The sequence below is a fragment of the Oceanobacillus longus genome, assembly GCF_042650085.1.
GTDB lineage: Bacteria > Bacillota > Bacilli > Bacillales > Amphibacillaceae > Oceanobacillus > Oceanobacillus longus.
In genome coordinates this window covers 130696-149685 of sequence record NZ_JBHSAO010000006.1, presented here as the reverse complement: position 1 = coordinate 149685, position 18990 = coordinate 130696, and the positions used below count along the sequence as shown (strand labels likewise).

At 38.2% G+C, this 18990-nt stretch carries 17 protein-coding genes; 15 read left to right on the top strand and 2 right to left on the bottom strand.

Going from position 1 to position 18990, the window contains the following annotated elements; translation table 11 throughout:
* Window positions 1-150 precede the first annotated feature (150 nt).
* The 14 genes from ACFOUV_RS08385 to ACFOUV_RS08320 all read left to right on the top strand — a co-directional run bounded on the left by ACFOUV_RS08385 (window position 151) and on the right by ACFOUV_RS08320 (window position 15785).
* Window positions 151-1131 (top strand): TAXI family TRAP transporter solute-binding subunit, encoded by a 981-nt coding sequence (locus ACFOUV_RS08385; RefSeq protein WP_379496306.1) that lies wholly within the window; start codon window positions 151-153, stop codon window positions 1129-1131.
* Complete coding sequence (locus ACFOUV_RS08380) at window positions 1121-1585, top strand: DUF1850 domain-containing protein (RefSeq protein ID WP_379496305.1); 465 nt, start codon at window positions 1121-1123, stop codon at window positions 1583-1585. Before ACFOUV_RS08385 ends, ACFOUV_RS08380 begins: the two co-directional genes overlap by 11 nt.
* Window positions 1582-3618 carry a TRAP transporter permease gene (locus ACFOUV_RS08375; RefSeq protein ID WP_379496304.1) on the top strand — a complete coding sequence of 679 codons (2037 nt, stop codon included), beginning with the start codon at window positions 1582-1584 and terminating at the stop codon, window positions 3616-3618. The genes ACFOUV_RS08380 and ACFOUV_RS08375 overlap by 4 nt, the downstream gene beginning before the upstream one ends.
* 80 nt (window positions 3619-3698) lie before the next feature.
* A complete protein-coding gene (locus ACFOUV_RS08370) occupies window positions 3699-4628 on the top strand; it encodes a fumarylacetoacetate hydrolase family protein (protein WP_379496303.1) in 930 nt (309 codons plus the stop codon).
* A 187-nt stretch (window positions 4629-4815) separates the two neighbouring features.
* Window positions 4816-6105 carry an RNA polymerase factor sigma-54 gene (gene rpoN / locus ACFOUV_RS08365; RefSeq protein ID WP_379496302.1) on the top strand — a complete coding sequence of 430 codons (1290 nt, stop codon included), beginning with the start codon at window positions 4816-4818 and terminating at the stop codon, window positions 6103-6105.
* 2 nt (window positions 6106-6107) lie between these two features.
* Window positions 6108-6365 (top strand): glutaredoxin family protein, encoded by a 258-nt coding sequence (locus ACFOUV_RS08360; RefSeq protein WP_379496301.1) that lies wholly within the window; start codon window positions 6108-6110, stop codon window positions 6363-6365.
* A 326-nt stretch (window positions 6366-6691) separates the two neighbouring features.
* A complete protein-coding gene (locus tag ACFOUV_RS08355) occupies window positions 6692-7720 on the top strand; it encodes a sugar-binding transcriptional regulator (protein WP_379496300.1) in 1029 nt (342 codons plus the stop codon).
* A gap of 49 nt (window positions 7721-7769) precedes the next feature.
* Window positions 7770-8777, top strand: a complete 1008-nt coding sequence (gene gap / locus ACFOUV_RS08350; protein ID WP_379496299.1) for a type I glyceraldehyde-3-phosphate dehydrogenase — start codon at window positions 7770-7772, stop codon at window positions 8775-8777.
* 210 nt (window positions 8778-8987) lie between these two features.
* A complete protein-coding gene (locus tag ACFOUV_RS08345) occupies window positions 8988-10169 on the top strand; it encodes a phosphoglycerate kinase (RefSeq protein ID WP_379496298.1) in 1182 nt (393 codons plus the stop codon).
* 39 nt (window positions 10170-10208) lie between these two features.
* On the top strand, window positions 10209-10967 hold the full coding sequence (tpiA, locus tag ACFOUV_RS08340; protein WP_379496297.1) for a triose-phosphate isomerase: 759 nt from the start codon (window positions 10209-10211) through the stop codon (window positions 10965-10967).
* The gene (gene gpmI, locus ACFOUV_RS08335; RefSeq protein WP_379496296.1) at window positions 10964-12502 is read left to right on the top strand and encodes a 2,3-bisphosphoglycerate-independent phosphoglycerate mutase; all 1539 of its coding nucleotides are present in this window, start codon (window positions 10964-10966) and stop codon (window positions 12500-12502) included. Before tpiA ends, gpmI begins: the two co-directional genes overlap by 4 nt.
* Window positions 12503-12545: 43 nt before the next feature.
* Window positions 12546-13832 (top strand): phosphopyruvate hydratase, encoded by a 1287-nt coding sequence (gene eno / locus ACFOUV_RS08330; RefSeq protein ID WP_379496295.1) that lies wholly within the window; start codon window positions 12546-12548, stop codon window positions 13830-13832.
* 332 nt (window positions 13833-14164) lie between these two features.
* A complete protein-coding gene (locus tag ACFOUV_RS08325) occupies window positions 14165-15133 on the top strand; it encodes a nucleoside hydrolase (protein WP_379496294.1) in 969 nt (322 codons plus the stop codon).
* Window positions 15134-15206: 73 nt separating this feature from the next.
* Window positions 15207-15785, top strand: a complete 579-nt coding sequence (locus tag ACFOUV_RS08320; RefSeq protein WP_379496293.1) for a nitroreductase family protein — start codon at window positions 15207-15209, stop codon at window positions 15783-15785.
* An 86-nt stretch (window positions 15786-15871) separates the two neighbouring features.
* On the opposite strand, the gene ptsP is transcribed toward ACFOUV_RS08320, so the two are convergent.
* Complete coding sequence (gene ptsP, locus ACFOUV_RS08315; RefSeq protein ID WP_379496292.1) at window positions 15872-17584, bottom strand: phosphoenolpyruvate--protein phosphotransferase; 1713 nt, start codon at window positions 17582-17584, stop codon at window positions 15872-15874.
* Between the two features lie 92 nt (window positions 17585-17676).
* A complete protein-coding gene (locus ACFOUV_RS08310) occupies window positions 17677-18591 on the bottom strand; it encodes an alpha/beta hydrolase (RefSeq protein ID WP_379496291.1) in 915 nt (304 codons plus the stop codon).
* A 164-nt stretch (window positions 18592-18755) separates the two neighbouring features.
* On the opposite strand from ACFOUV_RS08310, the gene secG reads away from it, so the two are divergent.
* The gene (secG, locus tag ACFOUV_RS08305; RefSeq protein ID WP_379496290.1) at window positions 18756-18989 is read left to right on the top strand and encodes a preprotein translocase subunit SecG; all 234 of its coding nucleotides are present in this window, start codon (window positions 18756-18758) and stop codon (window positions 18987-18989) included.
* The last annotated feature ends 1 nt before the right edge of the window (window position 18990 follow it).

Sequence of the window (18990 nt, the reverse complement as noted above, 5' to 3'; positions counted from 1 at the left end):
TAACGATAATTTATTTAATTATTAATTGATTAAACGTTAATAAGAATATGATAGTATTGACAATATTAAATAATTTAAATAATATAGATTATGAAAGCCATTTCATTTAATGGTCATGGATTTCCGTAATATAACAAAGGGGGGATTTTTTTGATTAAGAAAAAAATAGGTTATTTGCTTGCTACAGCTCTATTAGCAGGTGGCATTCTGACAGCATGTGGTAATGATAATAGTGATTCATCAGAGGGTGGAGATGGGGAAGGACTTGATACAAATATTGTCACCATCGCTACTGGTGGAGCTTCTGGTCCTTACAATATTATTGGTACAACATTAGCTGAAAAATATAGCTCTGAATATGGTGTCAACTCAAGAACGCAAACAACAGGTGCTTCCGTAGAAAACGTTAATTTACTGGAGCAGGACAAGGTGGAGCTTGCTTTTACAATGAGTGATGTAGTCAGTCAAGCTGTAGCTGGAGAGGTTAGCTTTGAGCAACCAGCAGAAAAGGTTAATCAAATCGCTGCACTTTATCCTAACTTTGTTCAAATTGTGACAACTGCAGATTCAGGTATTGAAACATTTGAAGATTTAAAAGGTAAGCGTATTGCAGTAGGAGATCAAAACTCCGGTGTGGAAGTAAATGCCCGCACACTGCTGAATGGTCATGGTATTACATATGATGATATCGAGGTTGATTATTTAGGCTATGCAGAAGCAGCAGATGGATTACGAGCAGGTCAATTGGATGCAGCATTTCTTACAAGTGGTTTGCCAAACGCATCTCTTCTCGAATTATCAGAGACATTAGATATCCGACTAGTTACAGTTGACCCGGCTGACGTAGAACAAATTGCAAAGGACGAATCCTACTTTGTGGCGATGGAAATACCAGAAGGCACTTATGGAAATGACGAACCAATTCCAACCGCTGCAATTATGAATGCTCTAGTTGTTCATGCAGATATGAGTGAGGATGATGTTTATGAACTGACAAAGACGTTCTTTGAAAATCTTGATAGTCTCGTAAACTCTCACCAGGCAGCAGCCGACATTTCGTTGGAGGCAGCACAGGAAGGACTAGTAGCACCTCTGCATCCAGGGGCAGAACGCTACTTCAATGAACAATAAGAAGAGATTATGGAGCGCATGTATAATTGTGCTCCTCTTTTCTCTTTTATACAGGGTTCCTGTTATCCAACTTGATTTCGGTCATAAGACGTATTTTATAACAAGTGATTATTTCGAATTGCAATGGATTCACTCCGTAGAGAAAGCAGATTGGGTAGAGACCTATTTACGTGATGGGGATGAACTTATTCTCACGGAAACATATTTTAAGACGTTTGGAGCAGGAGTTCCATCACATGCTGAGGTTATTGATTCAGATGATGGTTATATCCATATGAAGATCGAACAACGAATGCAAGAGATGAATCTAACAGTCTCAGAGAATGTGAAAACTACAATTACTACAAGTGATGCTGAAATTCGTTTGTATGATTTAACGGATGACTACGAAAGTGTAACTATCTCAGTTGAATATTTGCATATTTGGGAGTATATAGGAGGCGAATTTTTATGACAGAAAAAAATCAAGAATCAATCATCGATAAAACTACTCCCGCAGTAGGTGGAGATGCCAAAACACAAGAAGTATTGGAAAAGTATGATACGGAATCCAGAGTAAGAAAAGTGAAAAACAAGAAAATAGCGATTGGTATTTCAATCCTTGCCATTTTATATTCTGTATACCATTTATATGTTACATATAATCCAATGCCTGCCCTTCTGCAAAGGTCTATACATATGTCTGTTGGGATGGCACTCATCTTTTTAATTTATCCTACCTTTAAAAGACAAAACAGAGCAGCCGTACCAGCATATGACTGGTTACTCTTTCTTCTGAGCATAGCTTCCTCGCTATATTTAATTATCGAATACAATGCCATTGTGACAACTCGTGGTGGAATTCCAAATACAATGGATATTGTATTTGCAGTTTTAACTGTCATTCTAGTATTAGAAGCAGCGAGAAGAGTGACAGGGCTTATTTTACCAATACTAGCGCTGTTATTCTTGGCTTATCCTTTCATCAGCTATATGGATTGGCTGCCAAATATGCTGATGACCAGGCCATTTGATATGGGAGATATATTTGGACAGTTATACTTGAAAACGGAAGGGTTATTTTCCACTGCAATTGGAGCTTCCGTCCAATTTATATTCCTATTTATTTTATTTGGTGCATTTCTGACAAAGTCAGGAATGGGCCAGTTATTTAATGACTTAGCAATGGCACTTGCAGGAAGTAAACAAGGAGGACCTGCAAAAGTAGCTGTTATTTCCAGTGGTTTTATGGGGAGCATTAATGGAGCTGCAGTGGCAAATGTAGTCGGCACGGGAGCTTTTACGATCCCATTAATGAAAAAGATCGGTTATTCCAAAAACTTTTCAGGTGCAGTTGAGGCGAGTGCCTCTATTGGTGGTCAGATTCTACCGCCAATCATGGGTGCAAGTGCCTTTATAATGGCGGAGACGACAGGGATTGCTTATGGAACCATCGCCTTGGCAGCTTTAATTCCGGCGGTACTTTATTTTCTGGCGGTTATTATGCAAGTACATTTTCGGGCAGGAAGAAGAAATTTAAAAGGTATTCCAAAAGCTGATTTGCCTAGGGCTAAAGATGTCTTGAAAGAAAGAGGACATTTACTGCTTCCAATTGTTGGTCTTGTTGTAATGCTATATATGGGAATACCGGTTGGTTTCTCAGCATTTTACACGATTATTCTTACTGTAATTATAGCTTCATTCCGAAAAGTTAGTAGAATGGGTATTAAAGATATTCTTGGTGCATTGGAAAATGGAGCCAGGCAGTCTCTATCTGTAATGATTGCTTGTGCGGTGGTAGGTATCATTATTGGAGTTGTAAACCTAACGAGCTTTGGATCGGTTATGACATCAGCAATTACGAGTATTGGTTCAGGTTCCCTATTCTTAACATTATTCCTTACAATGATAGCATCCATTATTTTAGGAATGGGATTACCATCCATACCGGCATACATTATTACCGCAACCATGACAGCACCTGCACTTGCTGAATTTGGTATACCGATATTAGTTGCGCATCTGTTTGTATTTTACTTCGGTATCTTTGCAAACATCACACCACCGGTAGCACTTGCAGCTTTTGCGGGAGCAGGTATCTCGGGTGGAGATCCGATGCGGACAGGGTTTATTGCATTACGTTTAGCACTTGCAGGGTTTATCATCCCTTATCTGTTTGTCTATAACCCGGCAATGCTCTTAATTGATACAACTGGATTACCAGTAAATGCAACCGAGTTTCCATTCCCTCCAATAATGGAAGTAATCCTAATCACGGTAACTGCGCTTATTGGAATTATCGGTCTAGGGGCAGCTCTGGAAGGTTATTTTAGAACATATCTAAATGTGGTTTTCAGAATAATTTTAGGTGCAGGTTCACTTATGATGATTGTCCCTGAAACGACAACCGATATTGTTGGATTACTAATTGTTGCAGTCGTATTTGCATTAAATTATTTAAAAAATAAAAAGGATACGAAAGCGATAGAGTCGAAATCTGCAAGCTAGGTATGGTACATATACTTAGCTTTTCTTTTCAACGCGCTTTTATATAGAAAAAACACGTATTAATAGGAGAGATGCTAAAAATGAAACTGATTAGTTATCAAGCCAAAAACAAGAAAACCTGGAGAATCGGGTGCATGTTGGGAGATCGAGTAGTTGATCTTCAGGAAGCTTATCGCCAAAAGCTTATATCAAATACAGAAAAAGATACATTAACTGCAATTGAACAAGTTTTCCCCGCTGAACCAAATAGATTTTTCTCTATAGGTAACAGTGTAATCGAAAAGGCGGAGGAAGCTTATGAATATATATTAAGCAACAATACAGAGGAAGTCTCGTATGCGAAAGGTGAAGTAAACGTGGGTATTCCCATATCTTCCCCATCGAAAATTATTTGTATTGGAAAAAACTATGCTGATCATGTTGCGGAAATGAAAAGTGAAATTCCAGACTTTCCTGTACTTTTTGCTAAATTTACGAATGCATTGATAGGACCGGAAGATGCAATTGAGAAATCAGCCTCGACGAATAAATTGGATTACGAGGTTGAGCTTACTATTGTAATCGGTAAAGAAGCTTCTAAAGTGAAAAAGGCTGATGCATTGGAATACATTGCTGGCTATACGATTGCGAATGATGTATCAGCCAGAGATTTACAGAAAAGGACACCACAGTGGTTACAGGGGAAAACATTGGATCGAACGACACCAATCGGTCCTTGGGTTGTTACAGCTGATGAAGTAGGAGATCCGTCCAATTTAGCTATTAAGTCGTATGTGAATGGGGAAGAAAGGCAATCTTCCAACACAAGTCATTTAATATTTGATATACCTTTCTTGATTGAGTTTATCTCCGATCTAATTACTTTAAATCCAGGTGATATTATATTAACAGGTACCCCAGATGGTGTCGGTTTAGCGATGAACCCACCGCAATTTTTAAAAGATGGGGACATCGTAACAATGGAAATTGAAAAAATCGGCAGGATGGAAAATAAAGTAATTGAATCGTAAATCGTTAACTTTTGAGAAGCTTCCATAACTATTGGAGCTTCTCAAAATTTTTATAGAGTGAAATGGGTTTTTGTGTTCCTTTTTATTATTACCATGTGTCCTTATTACTGTACTAAATCCACTAATGACATTTAATGATAATAATGGCAAAATAGAAGGGAGTGATATGATTTAAGGAGTGATGGTAATGAAACAGAATTTAGTCTTAAAACAATCATTACAATGGAAAATGAATCAGTCACTAATGCAATCGATTAATATTCTACAACTTACAAGCGGAGAATTGACCGATTATTTGAAAGAGGTTGCCAACGAGAATCCATTAATTGAAGAGATCCAATCAGATATGGACTGGGCACAGTATAGTCCAGTAAATACGAGTGTGCAATCCATTGGAGAAATCAATCAAACAGAGCTGACAATGTATGATCAATTGAAGGGCCAAATGTTTATGCTCACAATGGATGACGATTTAAGAAAGATTATTGAGTTTGGAATTGACTCGTTAGATGAGGATGGCTATTTGGATATCGAAATGGAAGAATGGGCAAGCTCATTAGGGACCACCATTGATATCACAGAAAAAGCCCTTGATCAAATTCAGTCATTGGAGCCAACAGGAATTGGAGCTAGGAGCCTTCAAGAATGTATATTGTTGCAACTCAAACAGTTAAACGGTTACAAACAATTCATGGAAAAACTGTTGACCGAGCATTTGGACCTTATTGCTGATTCAGATGTAGAATTAATCAGTCAATTGTATGATATTCCAACAGAAGAAGTGAATCTTATAATTGAAAATATAAAGCGTTGTCATCCTAAACCAGGTCGATTATTAACAACAACTGAACCGGAATATATCATTCCCGAAGCTTCCATCTATAAAGAGGAGGGGGAGTGGAAAATTTCCTTCTATAAATGGGCTACGCCGAGGATAACCTTAAATCCACAATATAAACATTTAAATGATCCTACAAATGAAGCTGCTGATTATTTAAAAGAAAAATATAAAGAAATCGAGTCGCTAAGGAAGGCTATAACGTACCGTGGAAACACATTGGAACGAGTGATACGAATTGTGTTGGAGAAACAGTTGGCATTCTTTGAACATGGTACATACATGATCCAACCGTTAACACTAAAAGAAATTGCAGAAGAATTAGATCTTCACATATCAACTATCAGCAGGGCAATTAGTCAGAAATATGTTCAAACGACCCAAGGGGTATTACCACTTAAATTTTTTTTGCAAAGTGGTAATAAAAAAGGAGACGGAAAAGGAACTGCTGCGTTCGTAATTAAACAACTTATCCAAGAGCTGATTACATATGAAGATAAAAATAAGCCTTTATCAGATGAAGCAATAAAAAAGAAATTGAAGGAGGAATTTTCAATTGAGGTAGCTAGGCGTACGGTCATGAAATACCGTGGACAGCTTAAATTACCATCGTCCACAAAAAGAAGATTGGGGGGATAAAATTGCATCGCGTAATATTTTATACAAAAGAAGATTGTTCTTTATGCGAGGATGCAGAAGCATTACTTTCTCTTTTTAAAGGAGAGTTTCCATATGAATTGGAAAAAAGGGATATTTATTCAAATGACAAATGGCTTGAAGAATACCATCTGCAAATACCTGTGATTGAGATAGAAGGAAAACAACTGAATTGTGAAGAATTAAATTATAATGCTATTGAAATGCTATTTAAAGATCAAAAAGGGGAACACGGTGAATAACCAGGTTCCTCTTTTTTTGGCAGTAAAGAAAGTATATCCATATTTCTTTCTGCATAAGTGCAACTAAGGCATCGCCCAAAGGCTTGGCGAATGCCAATTTTTCTAATGATAAAGCACAAATCCATGGATATAGACGTATTCATAATGTTTACGAATGCTTTATAGAGGAATAATTTATATAGCTGAAAATTGTTAAATAATCTTAACGGACAATTTAATGAGTTATTATTTGTATAACTTAGTCAATATGTTATAATGAATTTGTAATCGGGACATAATGCAACCCATAGGGACGAATTACGACCCGGTATAGAGGAGTCTTTTACATGAAATCCTTAATTGATTTACAAAAATTGTTAGTTCCAGAGTTACTCGAAGTAATGCAACAAAGGTATTCCTTACTGCAAAGAGTTCATTTTTTCCAACCTATTGGAAGAAGAGGTTTGGCAGAAAATACGAAATTGACGGAAAGACATGTCAGAGGCGAGATCGATTTTTTGCATGACCAAGGATTAATTGAAATCACTACTAAAGGAATGTTTATTACAAATGAGGGTAAATTAGTTCTGGAACAACTAGTGAAATTTATTGGTGAATTATCCGGGTTACATGTTTTAGAAAAACGAATTAAGGAAACATTACATGTAGGTGAGGTTGTTATTGTTCCAGGTGATAGTGATGTAAACGCAGGGGTTAAACACGAAATGGGAAAGGCTTGTGTTAGTTATCTCAAATCCATCCTCAAGCGTGATAATACAATCGCCGTAACAGGTGGCAGTACAATGGCTGCTGTTGCAAATGTGATGACACCTCTCGGTAAAGAAAGCGACCTTTTATTTGTACCGGCCCGTGGAGGAATTGGAGAAAAGGTAGAAAATCAGGCGTCTGGCATTGTTGCTGAAATGGCAAGAAGAGCACACGGCGAATATCGCATGTTATATGTACCTGATCCTATCAGTAATTCTACCTATGAGACAATCATTACAGAACCGGCCATTATTGAAATATTAGAGAAGATCAAAGGCTCGAATATTGTTATTCATGGTGTCGGCAATGCATTTAAAATGGCAGAGCGTCGAAGAACCTCTGAGCAAGTGATGGCGCTATTAAAAGAAAAGAACGCAGCCAGCGAAGCATTTGGTTATTATTTCGATAACTATGGGAATGTGGTTCATAAGGTGAAGACAGTTGGTATTCAACTTGAAGATTTAGCAGCTGTGGAACATGTCATTACGGTAGCTGGTGGTAAATCAAAAGGTGAGGCGATTGCTTCTTATTTTAAGCAAGGTAAAAGCGACCTGTTTATAACAGATCAGGGCGCAGCAGAACAGATTTTGAGAGGTACTCCTCTTTAAATATATACATTAGTAATAAATATTAAAAGATCTTTAGGAGGAATAGCAAATGACAGTTAAAGTTGGTATTAATGGTTTTGGTAGAATAGGACGTAACGTATTCCGTCAGGCTTTATCAAATGATGAGGTTGAAATTGTTGCAGTGAATGATTTAACAGACGCTAATATGCTTGCACATTTATTGAAATATGATTCCGTACATGGCAAATTAGAACAAGAAATTTCAGTTAATGGTTCAAACATCGTTGTTGGTGGACAAGAAATTAAAGTATTGTCTGAACGCGATCCTGCTAACCTTGGTTGGGGAGATTTAGGAGTAGAAGTAGTTATCGAATCAACTGGTCGTTTCACAAAAGGTGAAGACGCTCAGAAACACATCGATGCTGGAGCTAAGAAAGTAATTATTTCTGCACCTGCAAATGGTGAAGATTTAACAATCGTTATGGGTGTTAATGATGATAAATACGATGCTTCTAAACACAATATTATTTCTAATGCATCTTGTACAACAAACTGTTTAGCTCCATTTGCTAAAGTACTTCATGACAACTTTGGAATTAAACGTGGATTAATGACTACAATCCATTCTTATACAAATGATCAACAAATTCTTGATTTACCGCACAAAGATTATCGTCGTGCACGTGCAGCAGCGGAAAACATTATTCCTACAACTACTGGAGCTGCAAAAGCAGTTGGATTAGTTTTACCTGAAATCAATGGTAAATTGAATGGTATGGCTGTACGTGTACCAACTCCAGATGGTTCATTAGTTGATTTAGTAGCTGAACTTGATAAAAATGTTACTGCTGAAGATATTAATAATGCATTAAGAGAAGCAGCAGCAGGCCCATTAAAAGGCGTGTTAGAATACAGTGAAGAACCACTTGTTTCTACTGATATTATTGGAAATCCACATTCATCTGTAATTGATGGTTTATCTACAATGGTTATGGAAGACAATCTAGTTAAAGTTGTTTCTTGGTATGACAACGAAATGGGCTACTCTGCACGTTGTGTAGACTTAGCAGCATTCTTGAAAAAACAAGGACTATAAGAACAAGAGTGAATGCAACACTAGTCAAATAATCTATATACGATACAGTTTAGACGGAGGAGGATTCCATTCCTCCTCCGTTTTCTATTTATTCTTTTACTGTTACAAGCGCTAATGCCAATCATGGTATATAATGGTTACGAACGATGTAATCAGGGAAGACCTATAACAGTAAATATGTTACATAGGCCAAAATTAGGAGGGTTTATCATGAACAAAAAAACACTTCAAGACCTTGATGTTAAAGGGAAAAAAGTATTTTGCCGTGTGGACTTTAATGTTCCATTGAAAGAAGGGTCCATTACGGATGATACACGCATCAAAGCAGCAGTACCAACAATCAACTATCTAACGGAGCAAGGCGCCATCGTAATTTTGGCAAGCCATCTTGGGCGACCAAATGGTCAAGTAGTGGATGATTTACGATTGGACCCTGTTGCCAAACAATTAAGTAATTTAATTGGTAAAGATGTAGTGAAAACAGATTCCGTATACGGTGATGAAGTCAATGAAGCTATTTCCCAACTAAGTGATGGGGATGTTTTATTACTTGAAAATGTACGTTTTGAGGCTGGCGAAGAGAAGAATGATCCTGAATTGATTCAGGCTTTTGCTGATATGGCTGATTTTTATGTTAACGATGCATTTGGTGCAGCACACCGGGCACATGCTTCAACAACTGGTGTTGCTGAGAAACTTCCATCGGCGGCAGGCTACTTAATGGAAAAAGAAATTGCTGCCCTGGGTAGTGCGCTTAACAATCCGGAGCGTCCTTTTACCGCAATTATTGGTGGTGCGAAGGTGAAGGATAAAATCAATGTGATTGATAATCTGTTGGAAAAAGTTGATAATTTGATAATTGGTGGAGGACTTGCTTACACTTTCATAAAAGCACAAGGCCATGAAATTGGTAAGTCACTACTCGAGGAAGATAAAATTGACCTTGCTAAACAATTCATGAAAAAAGCAGAAGAAAAAGGTGTTAACTTTGTTTTACCAGTTGACGCAGTAGTTGCTGATGATTTTTCCGAAACAGCAAACACTAAAATTGTGGACATAAATCAAATTCCTGGAGACTGGGAAGCATTGGATATCGGTCCAAAAACGAGGGAAATCTACAGCCAAATTGTTGCAGATTCTAAACTAATTATCTGGAATGGACCAATGGGAGTATTTGAACTGAACCCATTTGCTGGTGGTACAAAAGCAGTTGCTGAAAGCTTAGCTGAAACAGAAGGTTTTTCAATTATTGGTGGCGGTGATTCAGCTGCAGCTGTTGAGAAGTTTGACCTTGCTTCAGAAATGAATCATGTATCAACTGGTGGTGGAGCTTCACTTGAATATATGGAAGGTAAAGTTTTACCTGGCGTAGCAGCTCTAGATGATAAATAAACCAAAACTAAATTTATAACTAATTCGAGAGGTGAGACGATGCGTAAAAAAATTATTGCAGGAAACTGGAAAATGAATAAAGTTTTATCAGAATCAAATCAATTCGTTAATGCGGTTGTCGGTAAGGTACCCGATAGTGAGCAAGTGGAAGCTATCGTGTGTGCGCCGTTCCCGTATTTATCATCATTGGTAGAAAAAACGAATGGTTCAAAAGTAAAAGTAGCAGCACAAAACATGCACTTTGAAGACAATGGAGCATATACAGGAGAAGTTAGTCCAGTTATGCTGAAAGACCTTGGTGTTTCGCATGTAGTTCTCGGACACTCCGAGCGCCGTGAGTATTTTGCAGAGACGGATGAAACAGTAAACAAAAAAGCGCATGCCGCATTTCATCATGGTCTAACACCGATTGTATGTGTCGGAGAAACGCTGGAACAACGTGAAGCAAATGAAACTAAAAATCACGTTGAAGCTCAGGTTAAAAAAGCAATTGAAGGTCTTTCTGATGAGCAAGTTGCTGAAACAATTGTTGCTTATGAACCAATCTGGGCAATTGGAACAGGTAAAACTGCATCAAGTGAAGATGCCAATGAAGTATGTAGCCACATTCGAAACGTAATTAAAGAAGTAACATCAGAAGCTATTGCAGAAAAAGTTGTCATTCAATACGGAGGTAGTGTAAAACCTTCCAATATAGAAGAATTATTATCACAATCTGATATTGATGGAGCTTTAGTTGGTGGAGCGAGTCTGGAGGCAGAATCCTTTCTGCAACTTGTGGAGGCAGGTACAAAATGAGTCAAAATAATTTAGCTGCATTAATCATCCTAGATGGCTTTGCAATCCGTGATGAAGATAAAGGTAATGCAGTCAAACAAGCAAATACACCTAATTTTGATCGTTATTGGAACAAGTATGCACATAGTCAATTGACTGCCAGTGGACATGCAGTAGGTCTTCCGGAAGGCCAAATGGGTAATTCGGAGGTAGGCCATTTAAATATTGGTGCAGGTAGAGTTGTCTATCAAAGTCTCACCCGCGTAAATCTCTCGATCGAAGAAGGGGATTTTTACGAAGTTGATGCTTTTCTGAAATCGATTCATCATGCGAAAACAAATGATAAGTCACTCCATTTATTTGGATTGTTATCCGATGGTGGTGTCCATAGTCATATTAATCACTTATTTGCATTGCTGAAACTGGCAAAAGACAGTGATTTGGATAAAGTGTATGTTCACGCATTTTTGGATGGGCGTGATGTAGGTCCACAAACTGCAGGGCAATACATTCAACAGACAGAAGAAAAGATGCGCGAACTTGGTATTGGTAAGTTTGCGAGTATCTCAGGTCGTTATTATTCCATGGACCGCGATAAACGTTGGGATCGTGTACAAAAATCCTATGAGGCGATGGTACATGGTAAAGGGCCGAAATATAAGCATGCAATGGAAGTAATTCAGGACAATTATGAGAATGGAATCCATGATGAGTTCGTCATTCCATCTGTAATCACGGATGATTTTGATGAGCCTGTAGGAACGATAAAAGATAATGATTCCATCATCTTTTATAATTTCCGTCCAGATAGAGCAATTCAAATTTCACGGACGTTTGCCAATGCTGATTTTCGTGACTTTGACCGTGGAGAGAATGTTCCAAAAGACTTGGATTTTGTTATGCTTACGAATTTCAGTGAAACTGTCAATGGTTACGTAGCATACGAACCAATTAATCTGGACAATACCATTGGTGAAGTACTTGCACAGAATGATTTAAAACAGCTCCGGATTGCTGAAACGGAAAAATATCCGCATGTTACATTCTTTATGAGTGGCGGACGTGAACAGGAGTTCCCTGGTGAAACAAGAATATTAATTGATTCACCAAAGGTTGCCACCTACGATTTAAAACCAGAAATGAGTGCCTATGAAGTAACCGATGCGCTTCTTGCTGAGCTTGACAAAGGCGAGCAAAATGCCATCATCTTAAACTTTGCCAATCCGGATATGGTTGGACATTCAGGGATGCTGCAACCGACTATTGATGCCATTGAAGTGGTTGATGAATGTCTTGGTAAAATTGTAGATAAGATTACGGAACTAGGTGGAAATGCGATTATTACTGCCGATCACGGAAATTCGGATGAAGTTGTTACAATGGAAGGTACACCAATGACTGCCCATACAACGAATCCGGTACCGGTAATTGTAACCAAAGAAGATGCTTCTTTGCGTACAGGTGGTATTCTAGCAGATCTTGCACCAACACTATTGGATCTACTAAATGTTAGTAAACCAGAAGAAATGACTGGAGAGTCATTGATTATTAAATAAACCAGCAGTATTAAAAAAATGAAAACAAAAAGGAGAGATTTTAATGCCATACATTACTGACGTATATGCTAGAGAAGTCTTAGATTCACGTGGTAACCCAACAGTTGAGGTAGAAATTTTCACAGAATCAGGTGCATTTGGTTCTGCTTTGGTACCAAGTGGTGCATCAACTGGAGAATATGAAGCTGTAGAATTACGTGATGGTGACAAAGACCGTTACTTAGGAAAAGGTGTATTAAAAGCAGTTGAAAATGTGAATGACATTATCGGGCCTGAGTTAATCGGTCTAGATGTTACACGCCAAAATATTATTGACGCCTTAATGATTGAACTGGATGGTACAGAAAACAAAGGAAAACTTGGAGCAAATGCTATTCTTGGTGTTTCCATGGCAGCAGCACATGCAGCAGCAAGCTATCTTGAAGTGCCTTTATATAACTACCTTGGAGGATTTAATGCGAAAGTATTGCCAACACCAATGATGAACATCGTAAACGGTGGAGAGCATGCTGATAACAACGTGGATATTCAGGAATTCATGATCATGCCTGTTGGAGCTCCAACATTCAAAGAAGCATTACGTACAGGTGCTGAAATTTTCCACTCATTGAAGAAAGTGTTAAGTGATAAAGGGCTAAACACTGCCGTTGGTGATGAAGGTGGATTCGCTCCAAACCTTGGTTCGAACGAGGAAGCATTGCAAACAATTGTAGAAGCAATTGAAGCTGCAGGCTACAAACCAGGTGAAGAAGTAAAACTTGCGATGGACGTAGCAGCATCTGAAATTTATGAAGATGGCAAGTACAATTTAAAAGGTGAAGGTGTCGTTCGTACATCCGAAGAAATGGTTGACTGGTATGAAGAAATGATTAATAAATACCCAATTATTTCTATTGAAGATGGCTTAGATGAAAATGACTGGGATGGTTTCAAATTGCTAACAGATCGTATTGGTGACCGTGTACAACTCGTAGGTGACGACCTATTTGTTACAAACACAGCGAAACTTTCTGAAGGAATTGAAAAAGGTATCGGGAATTCCATTCTTGTTAAAGTAAATCAAATTGGTACATTAACAGAAACTTTTGAAGCAATTGAAATGGCAAAACGTGCAGGCTATACTGCAGTAATCTCTCACCGTTCTGGTGAAACTGAAGATGCAACCATTGCTGACATTGCTGTAGCAACAAATGCAGGTCAAATTAAAACAGGTGCTCCTTCACGTACGGACCGTGTAGCGAAATACAACCAGTTACTTCGTATTGAAGATGAACTTGCTGGTATGGGTGAATATGCAGGATTAACTGCATTTTATAACCTGAAAAAATAAATAATAATAAATAATCCATTTAAAAGGAGGCAGAGAAATCTGTCTCTTTTTTTGCTAGGTAAGAAAGTCTAAACTTTTCTCAGCAAATAATTCCTCCAGCGCCCAGGGACTAGCGAGACTTCCTTCACCTCCGTACGATAAGTTAACATCGACTCCCTCCGGTCGGCGTGTTTCCTTTATCTCCTACGGCTCAGTCCAGTCCGTAGTCCCTAAACGGGCGCTTGCGCTTTTGTTCTGGGAAAATAGGACTACTTCTGATTGCAGAACATGGGACAGTTTGCTTCCATACCATATATTAAGTGAGACGAAAGTAAATCAGAGGAGGGAGAAAAGTGGCTCAGAAAGTACTCTTGTTTGGGGATATCGGGATTGATGACATCATTGCCTTGATTTATGCATCTTTAAACGACGAAATTGAAATCGTTGGGGTTGTAACTGGTTATGGAAATGTCACAAGGGAAAACGCATTACAGGCTATTTACTATCTGAGGGATGAATTGGATTACAATGAGTTCAATGTTCCGATTATTGCTGGAGCAGAACTTCCAATGACGGGGGAAATACCGTCTCCTGTTCCGGAAATACACGGAGAATATGGTATGGGACCAATCATGCCACACGAAACGGAGCCAAATGGAATTAGTGAGAATTTTTTTGACATTGTGGATATTATTGAAGAACATCAAAATGACTTGGTGATTGTTAATATTGGAAGGTTGACCTCACTTGCTACGATGTACTTGCTTTACCCGGATTTAATGGGAAAAGTAAACGGGATATATATCATGGGTGGGGCATTTTGGGTTCCAGGTAATATTACCGCTGTATCAGAAGCGAATTTCCACGGTGATCCAGTTGCTGCACAGCTAGTACTTACACATGCAGAGAATGTAACCATTATTCCATTGAATGTAACGGAGAGAGCAATCGTAACACCAGAAATGGTTGATTATATCGATGAAGTCGGTGAAGTTGATATGATCAAGCCGATGATCGATTACTATTATGATTTCTATAAAACAAGAAATCCGAATATACAGGGAAGTCCGATGCACGATGTATTAACATTAATGGCAACCAACAATGAAGATATGTTTACGTTCCGGGAGTTACCTGTGGATATTGTACAGGCAAGGGAAGGTACGGAAAGAGGGCATAGCATTGCTGACATAAGGCCATATGAAAATATGGAAGAAGAAGGTGCAACAGAGTTAAAAACACATCGTATCGCATTCGAACTAGACTATCCACAATTTTTTATGTACTTTATGACCAAGATGTCCGGACGACGTTTTTACTAGAAAGGGTGAATTAAAAGGGTACTGCGTATATAATATAGTAACAGTACTCTTTACTGCCTCTGGAGGTTTGCTTATGGATATTTTAAAAACAATGAAAGAACGTCGATCGACACATACATTTAAAAAGGAAGAAGTTAATAGTGAAATACTGAAACAGATTTTTACATACGGTTCATACGCCCCGACACATTATATGACTGAAGCTTGGAAGATTAAGTTATATCAGTCAAAGGGAAGGCATGCATTTATCGACGCAATTATCAAAAGCTACCAGCGCATTGGCATGATTAAAGGTGATGATGATCCAAAAACGTTGCGTATGATTGATTCAATGAAGGACTTTTTAATGGCAATACCGCATCACGCACTTATTTATTTTGAGAAAGATAATGATCCAATAAGGTATGAAGAAGAATATGCATCAGTAGCAGCATTTATTCAAAACGCACAACTTGCTGCGTGGGAATATGATGTAGGAATGCTATGGACAATTACGCCATATATGCATGACCCGCAGTTTTTGGCTAGTATCGGTTTAAATAGCGATACAACTAAAATAGCTGCCGTATTGCAGATTGGATACCCGAAAAAAGTCTCGCGAGATAAAGGCAGAACACCAATTGAACAGAAAATGGAAATAATTAAGGAATAACCTTCGACAAAATTCCCTATAATTCGGGGAGTGACAGGCACCAAAAAAAGCGCACAGGCCATGTTAGGTCTGTGCGCTTTTTGGATTTATTCTGTTTTTTCTTTTACAAATGCAACGACTTCTTCTGCAGTACCCATGGAAAGCAGTTGTTCTTTAAAGGAAGTCATTTCTTTTTTAGATAGGTTAAGAATTTGTGTTCTGGCTGGTAGAATGGATGTTGCACTCATACTAAATTCATCGAGTCCTAGTCCGAGCAGTATTGGAATGGCAATGGAATCTCCTGCCATTTCTCCGCACATACCAACCCATTTACCTTCTTTATGTGCCGCTTCGATTACAGTATGGATTAAATTCAAAATTGCGGGATTGTATGGCTGGTACAAATAGGAAACTTGTTGATTCATTCGATCAGCAGCCATTGTATATTGAATTAAATCATTCGTACCGATACTGAAGAAATCAACTTCTTTGGCAAATTGTCTTGCAATAACTGCAGTAGATGGAATTTCAACCATAATTCCAACTTCAATATCCTCGGAAACTTTTACACCTTCTGCAAGTAATGCTTCCTTTTCATCCAGTAAAAGAGCTTTCGCCTTACGGAATTCTTCCAGTGTTGCAATCATAGGGAACATAATTTTTAAATTACCGTGTACACTCGCGCGTAGTAATGCACGTAATTGTGGTCGGAAAACATGCTCATTTTCTAGACAGAATCGGATGGCGCGGAATCCTAAAAACGGATTAAGCTCTTTAGGTAAGTCCAAATAGCTAAGCTCTTTATCTCCACCGACATCCAATGTTCTTACAACAACTGGTTTATCTCCCATCTGCTCTAATACAGAAGTATAAGCTTCATATTGCTCTTCTTCTGTCGGAAGTTCTGATTTACCCATATATAAGAACTCCGTCCGGTATAAACCAATTCCTTCTCCGCCATTATTCAAAACACCTTCTACATCAGCCGGTGTTCCAATATTGGCAGCGAGTTCCACTTGCTCACCATCACTTGTGAATGTTGGCTCATCTTTTAATTTGGCCCATTCTTGCTGCTGTTCTGCAAAGGATTCCTGTTTCTTGCGATATGATTCTATTTCTTCATCAGACGGGTTAATAATGACAATTCCTTCCATTCCGTCTACGATAATAATATCGTCCTTGGAAACAGATGTTGTAATGTTTTTCGTGCCTACTACAGCTGGAATCTCAAGGGATCTGGCCATGATTGCAGAATGAGAAGTCCGCCCGCCAATATCAGTGGCGAATCCTTTAACAAATTCCCGATTTAATTGCGCTGTATCAGATGGTGTCAGGTCATTGGCGATAACAACCACCTGTTCATCAATTAATGCTGGATCAGGGAAATTTACACCTAACAAGTGTGCCATTACTCGTTTCGTAACATCTTGAATATCCGCCGCACGTTCGCGCATGTATTCGTTATCCATGTTTTTGAACATATCAATAAACATATTCGCCACTTCATCCAAAGCAGCTTCGGCATTTACTTTATCTGTATTAATTTTATCTTTCATTGGTTTAATAAGTTCAGGATCACTAAGAACAAGTAAGTGGGCAGAGAAAATTTCAGCATGCTCGTCGCCTATTTCGTTCTTTGTATGTTCTTTTATTTTCTCCAGTTCTTGTTTGGAAATTTTTAAGGCCTCATCAAGCCGTTCAGTTTCTTTATCGGGATTATCTATCGTAACATTTTCAAATGTTAATTCTGGGGCTTTTAATTCATATGCTTTTGCAATAGCTATTCCAGTTGATGCAGCAATTCCTTCTATTTTTCTCATTTCTTGGTAGCACCCTTTCTATGGAAGGTTCTTGAATTTTATTCGTACAATCTTATTCTAAACAGTTGTGATCGTACATGCAAGGGAAGGCACTATGGAAGTTGCGAATTCAACCATTCACATAATGATTCGAAAACTTCTTCTCGATTTATTTCATTTAATAATTCATGACGTCCATCGGTAATAAGCATAACAAGCACTTCTTCAAGACCGGCCTTTCGATAGATATCAGCGGTTTTCCAGATCCCCTTTGCGTAATTTCCAATTGGATCTGCATCGCCGCTAATTAACAGTAAGGGCAGGTCTTTTTGAATGGAGGTATTTTTCTTTTTATTTTGCATGGAAAGTACACCACTAAGCAAGTCATAGAAAAACCTTCCTGTTGGAACAAATCCACTAAAAGGATCGTCCATATATTTCTTGACGATGTCTTCATCTCTTGTTAGCCATTCAAAGCCGTTTTTCCGATCACTTATTTTTTTACTATTGCTGCTGAAGGCTAATCGGTTCATTAATTTCGATTCTTCTTTAGGTGGAAGCAACGAAGCGAGTCTTCTGCCAGCGATGGAGATGGTTCTGGGGTAATAGCCTGTTCCTAGCAGAATGACCCCTTTAAGAAGAGCACTATGTGTCTGTATATAGTTTCTTACTAAAAACGACCCCATACTATGTCCAACTAAAAATATGGGAATCTCCGGATAGTTTTGCTTGATATACCTTGTAATCTCATATAAATCATTCGTTGCCTTCTTAAACCCATCCTTATTGGAAAAATAACCTAGTATTCCTGATTTTTCACCAGTCTTTCCATGACCTCGGTGATCGTTTCCAATTACAAAAAAACCCTGTTCTAATAGATACGATGCAAATTCGTCATATCGGTTAATATGTTCCGCCATTCCATGTGCAAATTGAATGATCGCTTTTGGTTTCATTCCATCGATATACCATTGCTTGACGTAGATTTCCGTATAATCTTCCATTGTTAGCCAAAAGGAACTTTCCATTTTTTTCACTCCAGACTTAAAGTCTCTTTTATATAATATAAAATCATTTGCTTCAGGGGTGCAAACGTAAGCTGTGAAATTGAAAATATATCTTGCTAATTAAATCATTATTATGATAAAGTAATAAGTAGGTATTTGTCGGATACAGGAGGTGTCGTGGAAACATGGCAGGTTTAGTTAATGTATTATTAGTAGTAGATGCAATTATAATGATAGCATTTGTGCTATTGCAGTCAGGAAAAAGCGCAGGACTATCTGGAGCAGTCTCTGGTGGTGCTGAGCAATTATTTGGAAAACAAAAAGCACGTGGTGCAGACTTGATTTTACATCGTGGAACGGTTATTACCGGAATTTTGTTTTTCGTATTAGCTTTTCTAAGTGCATACGTATTACAATAGA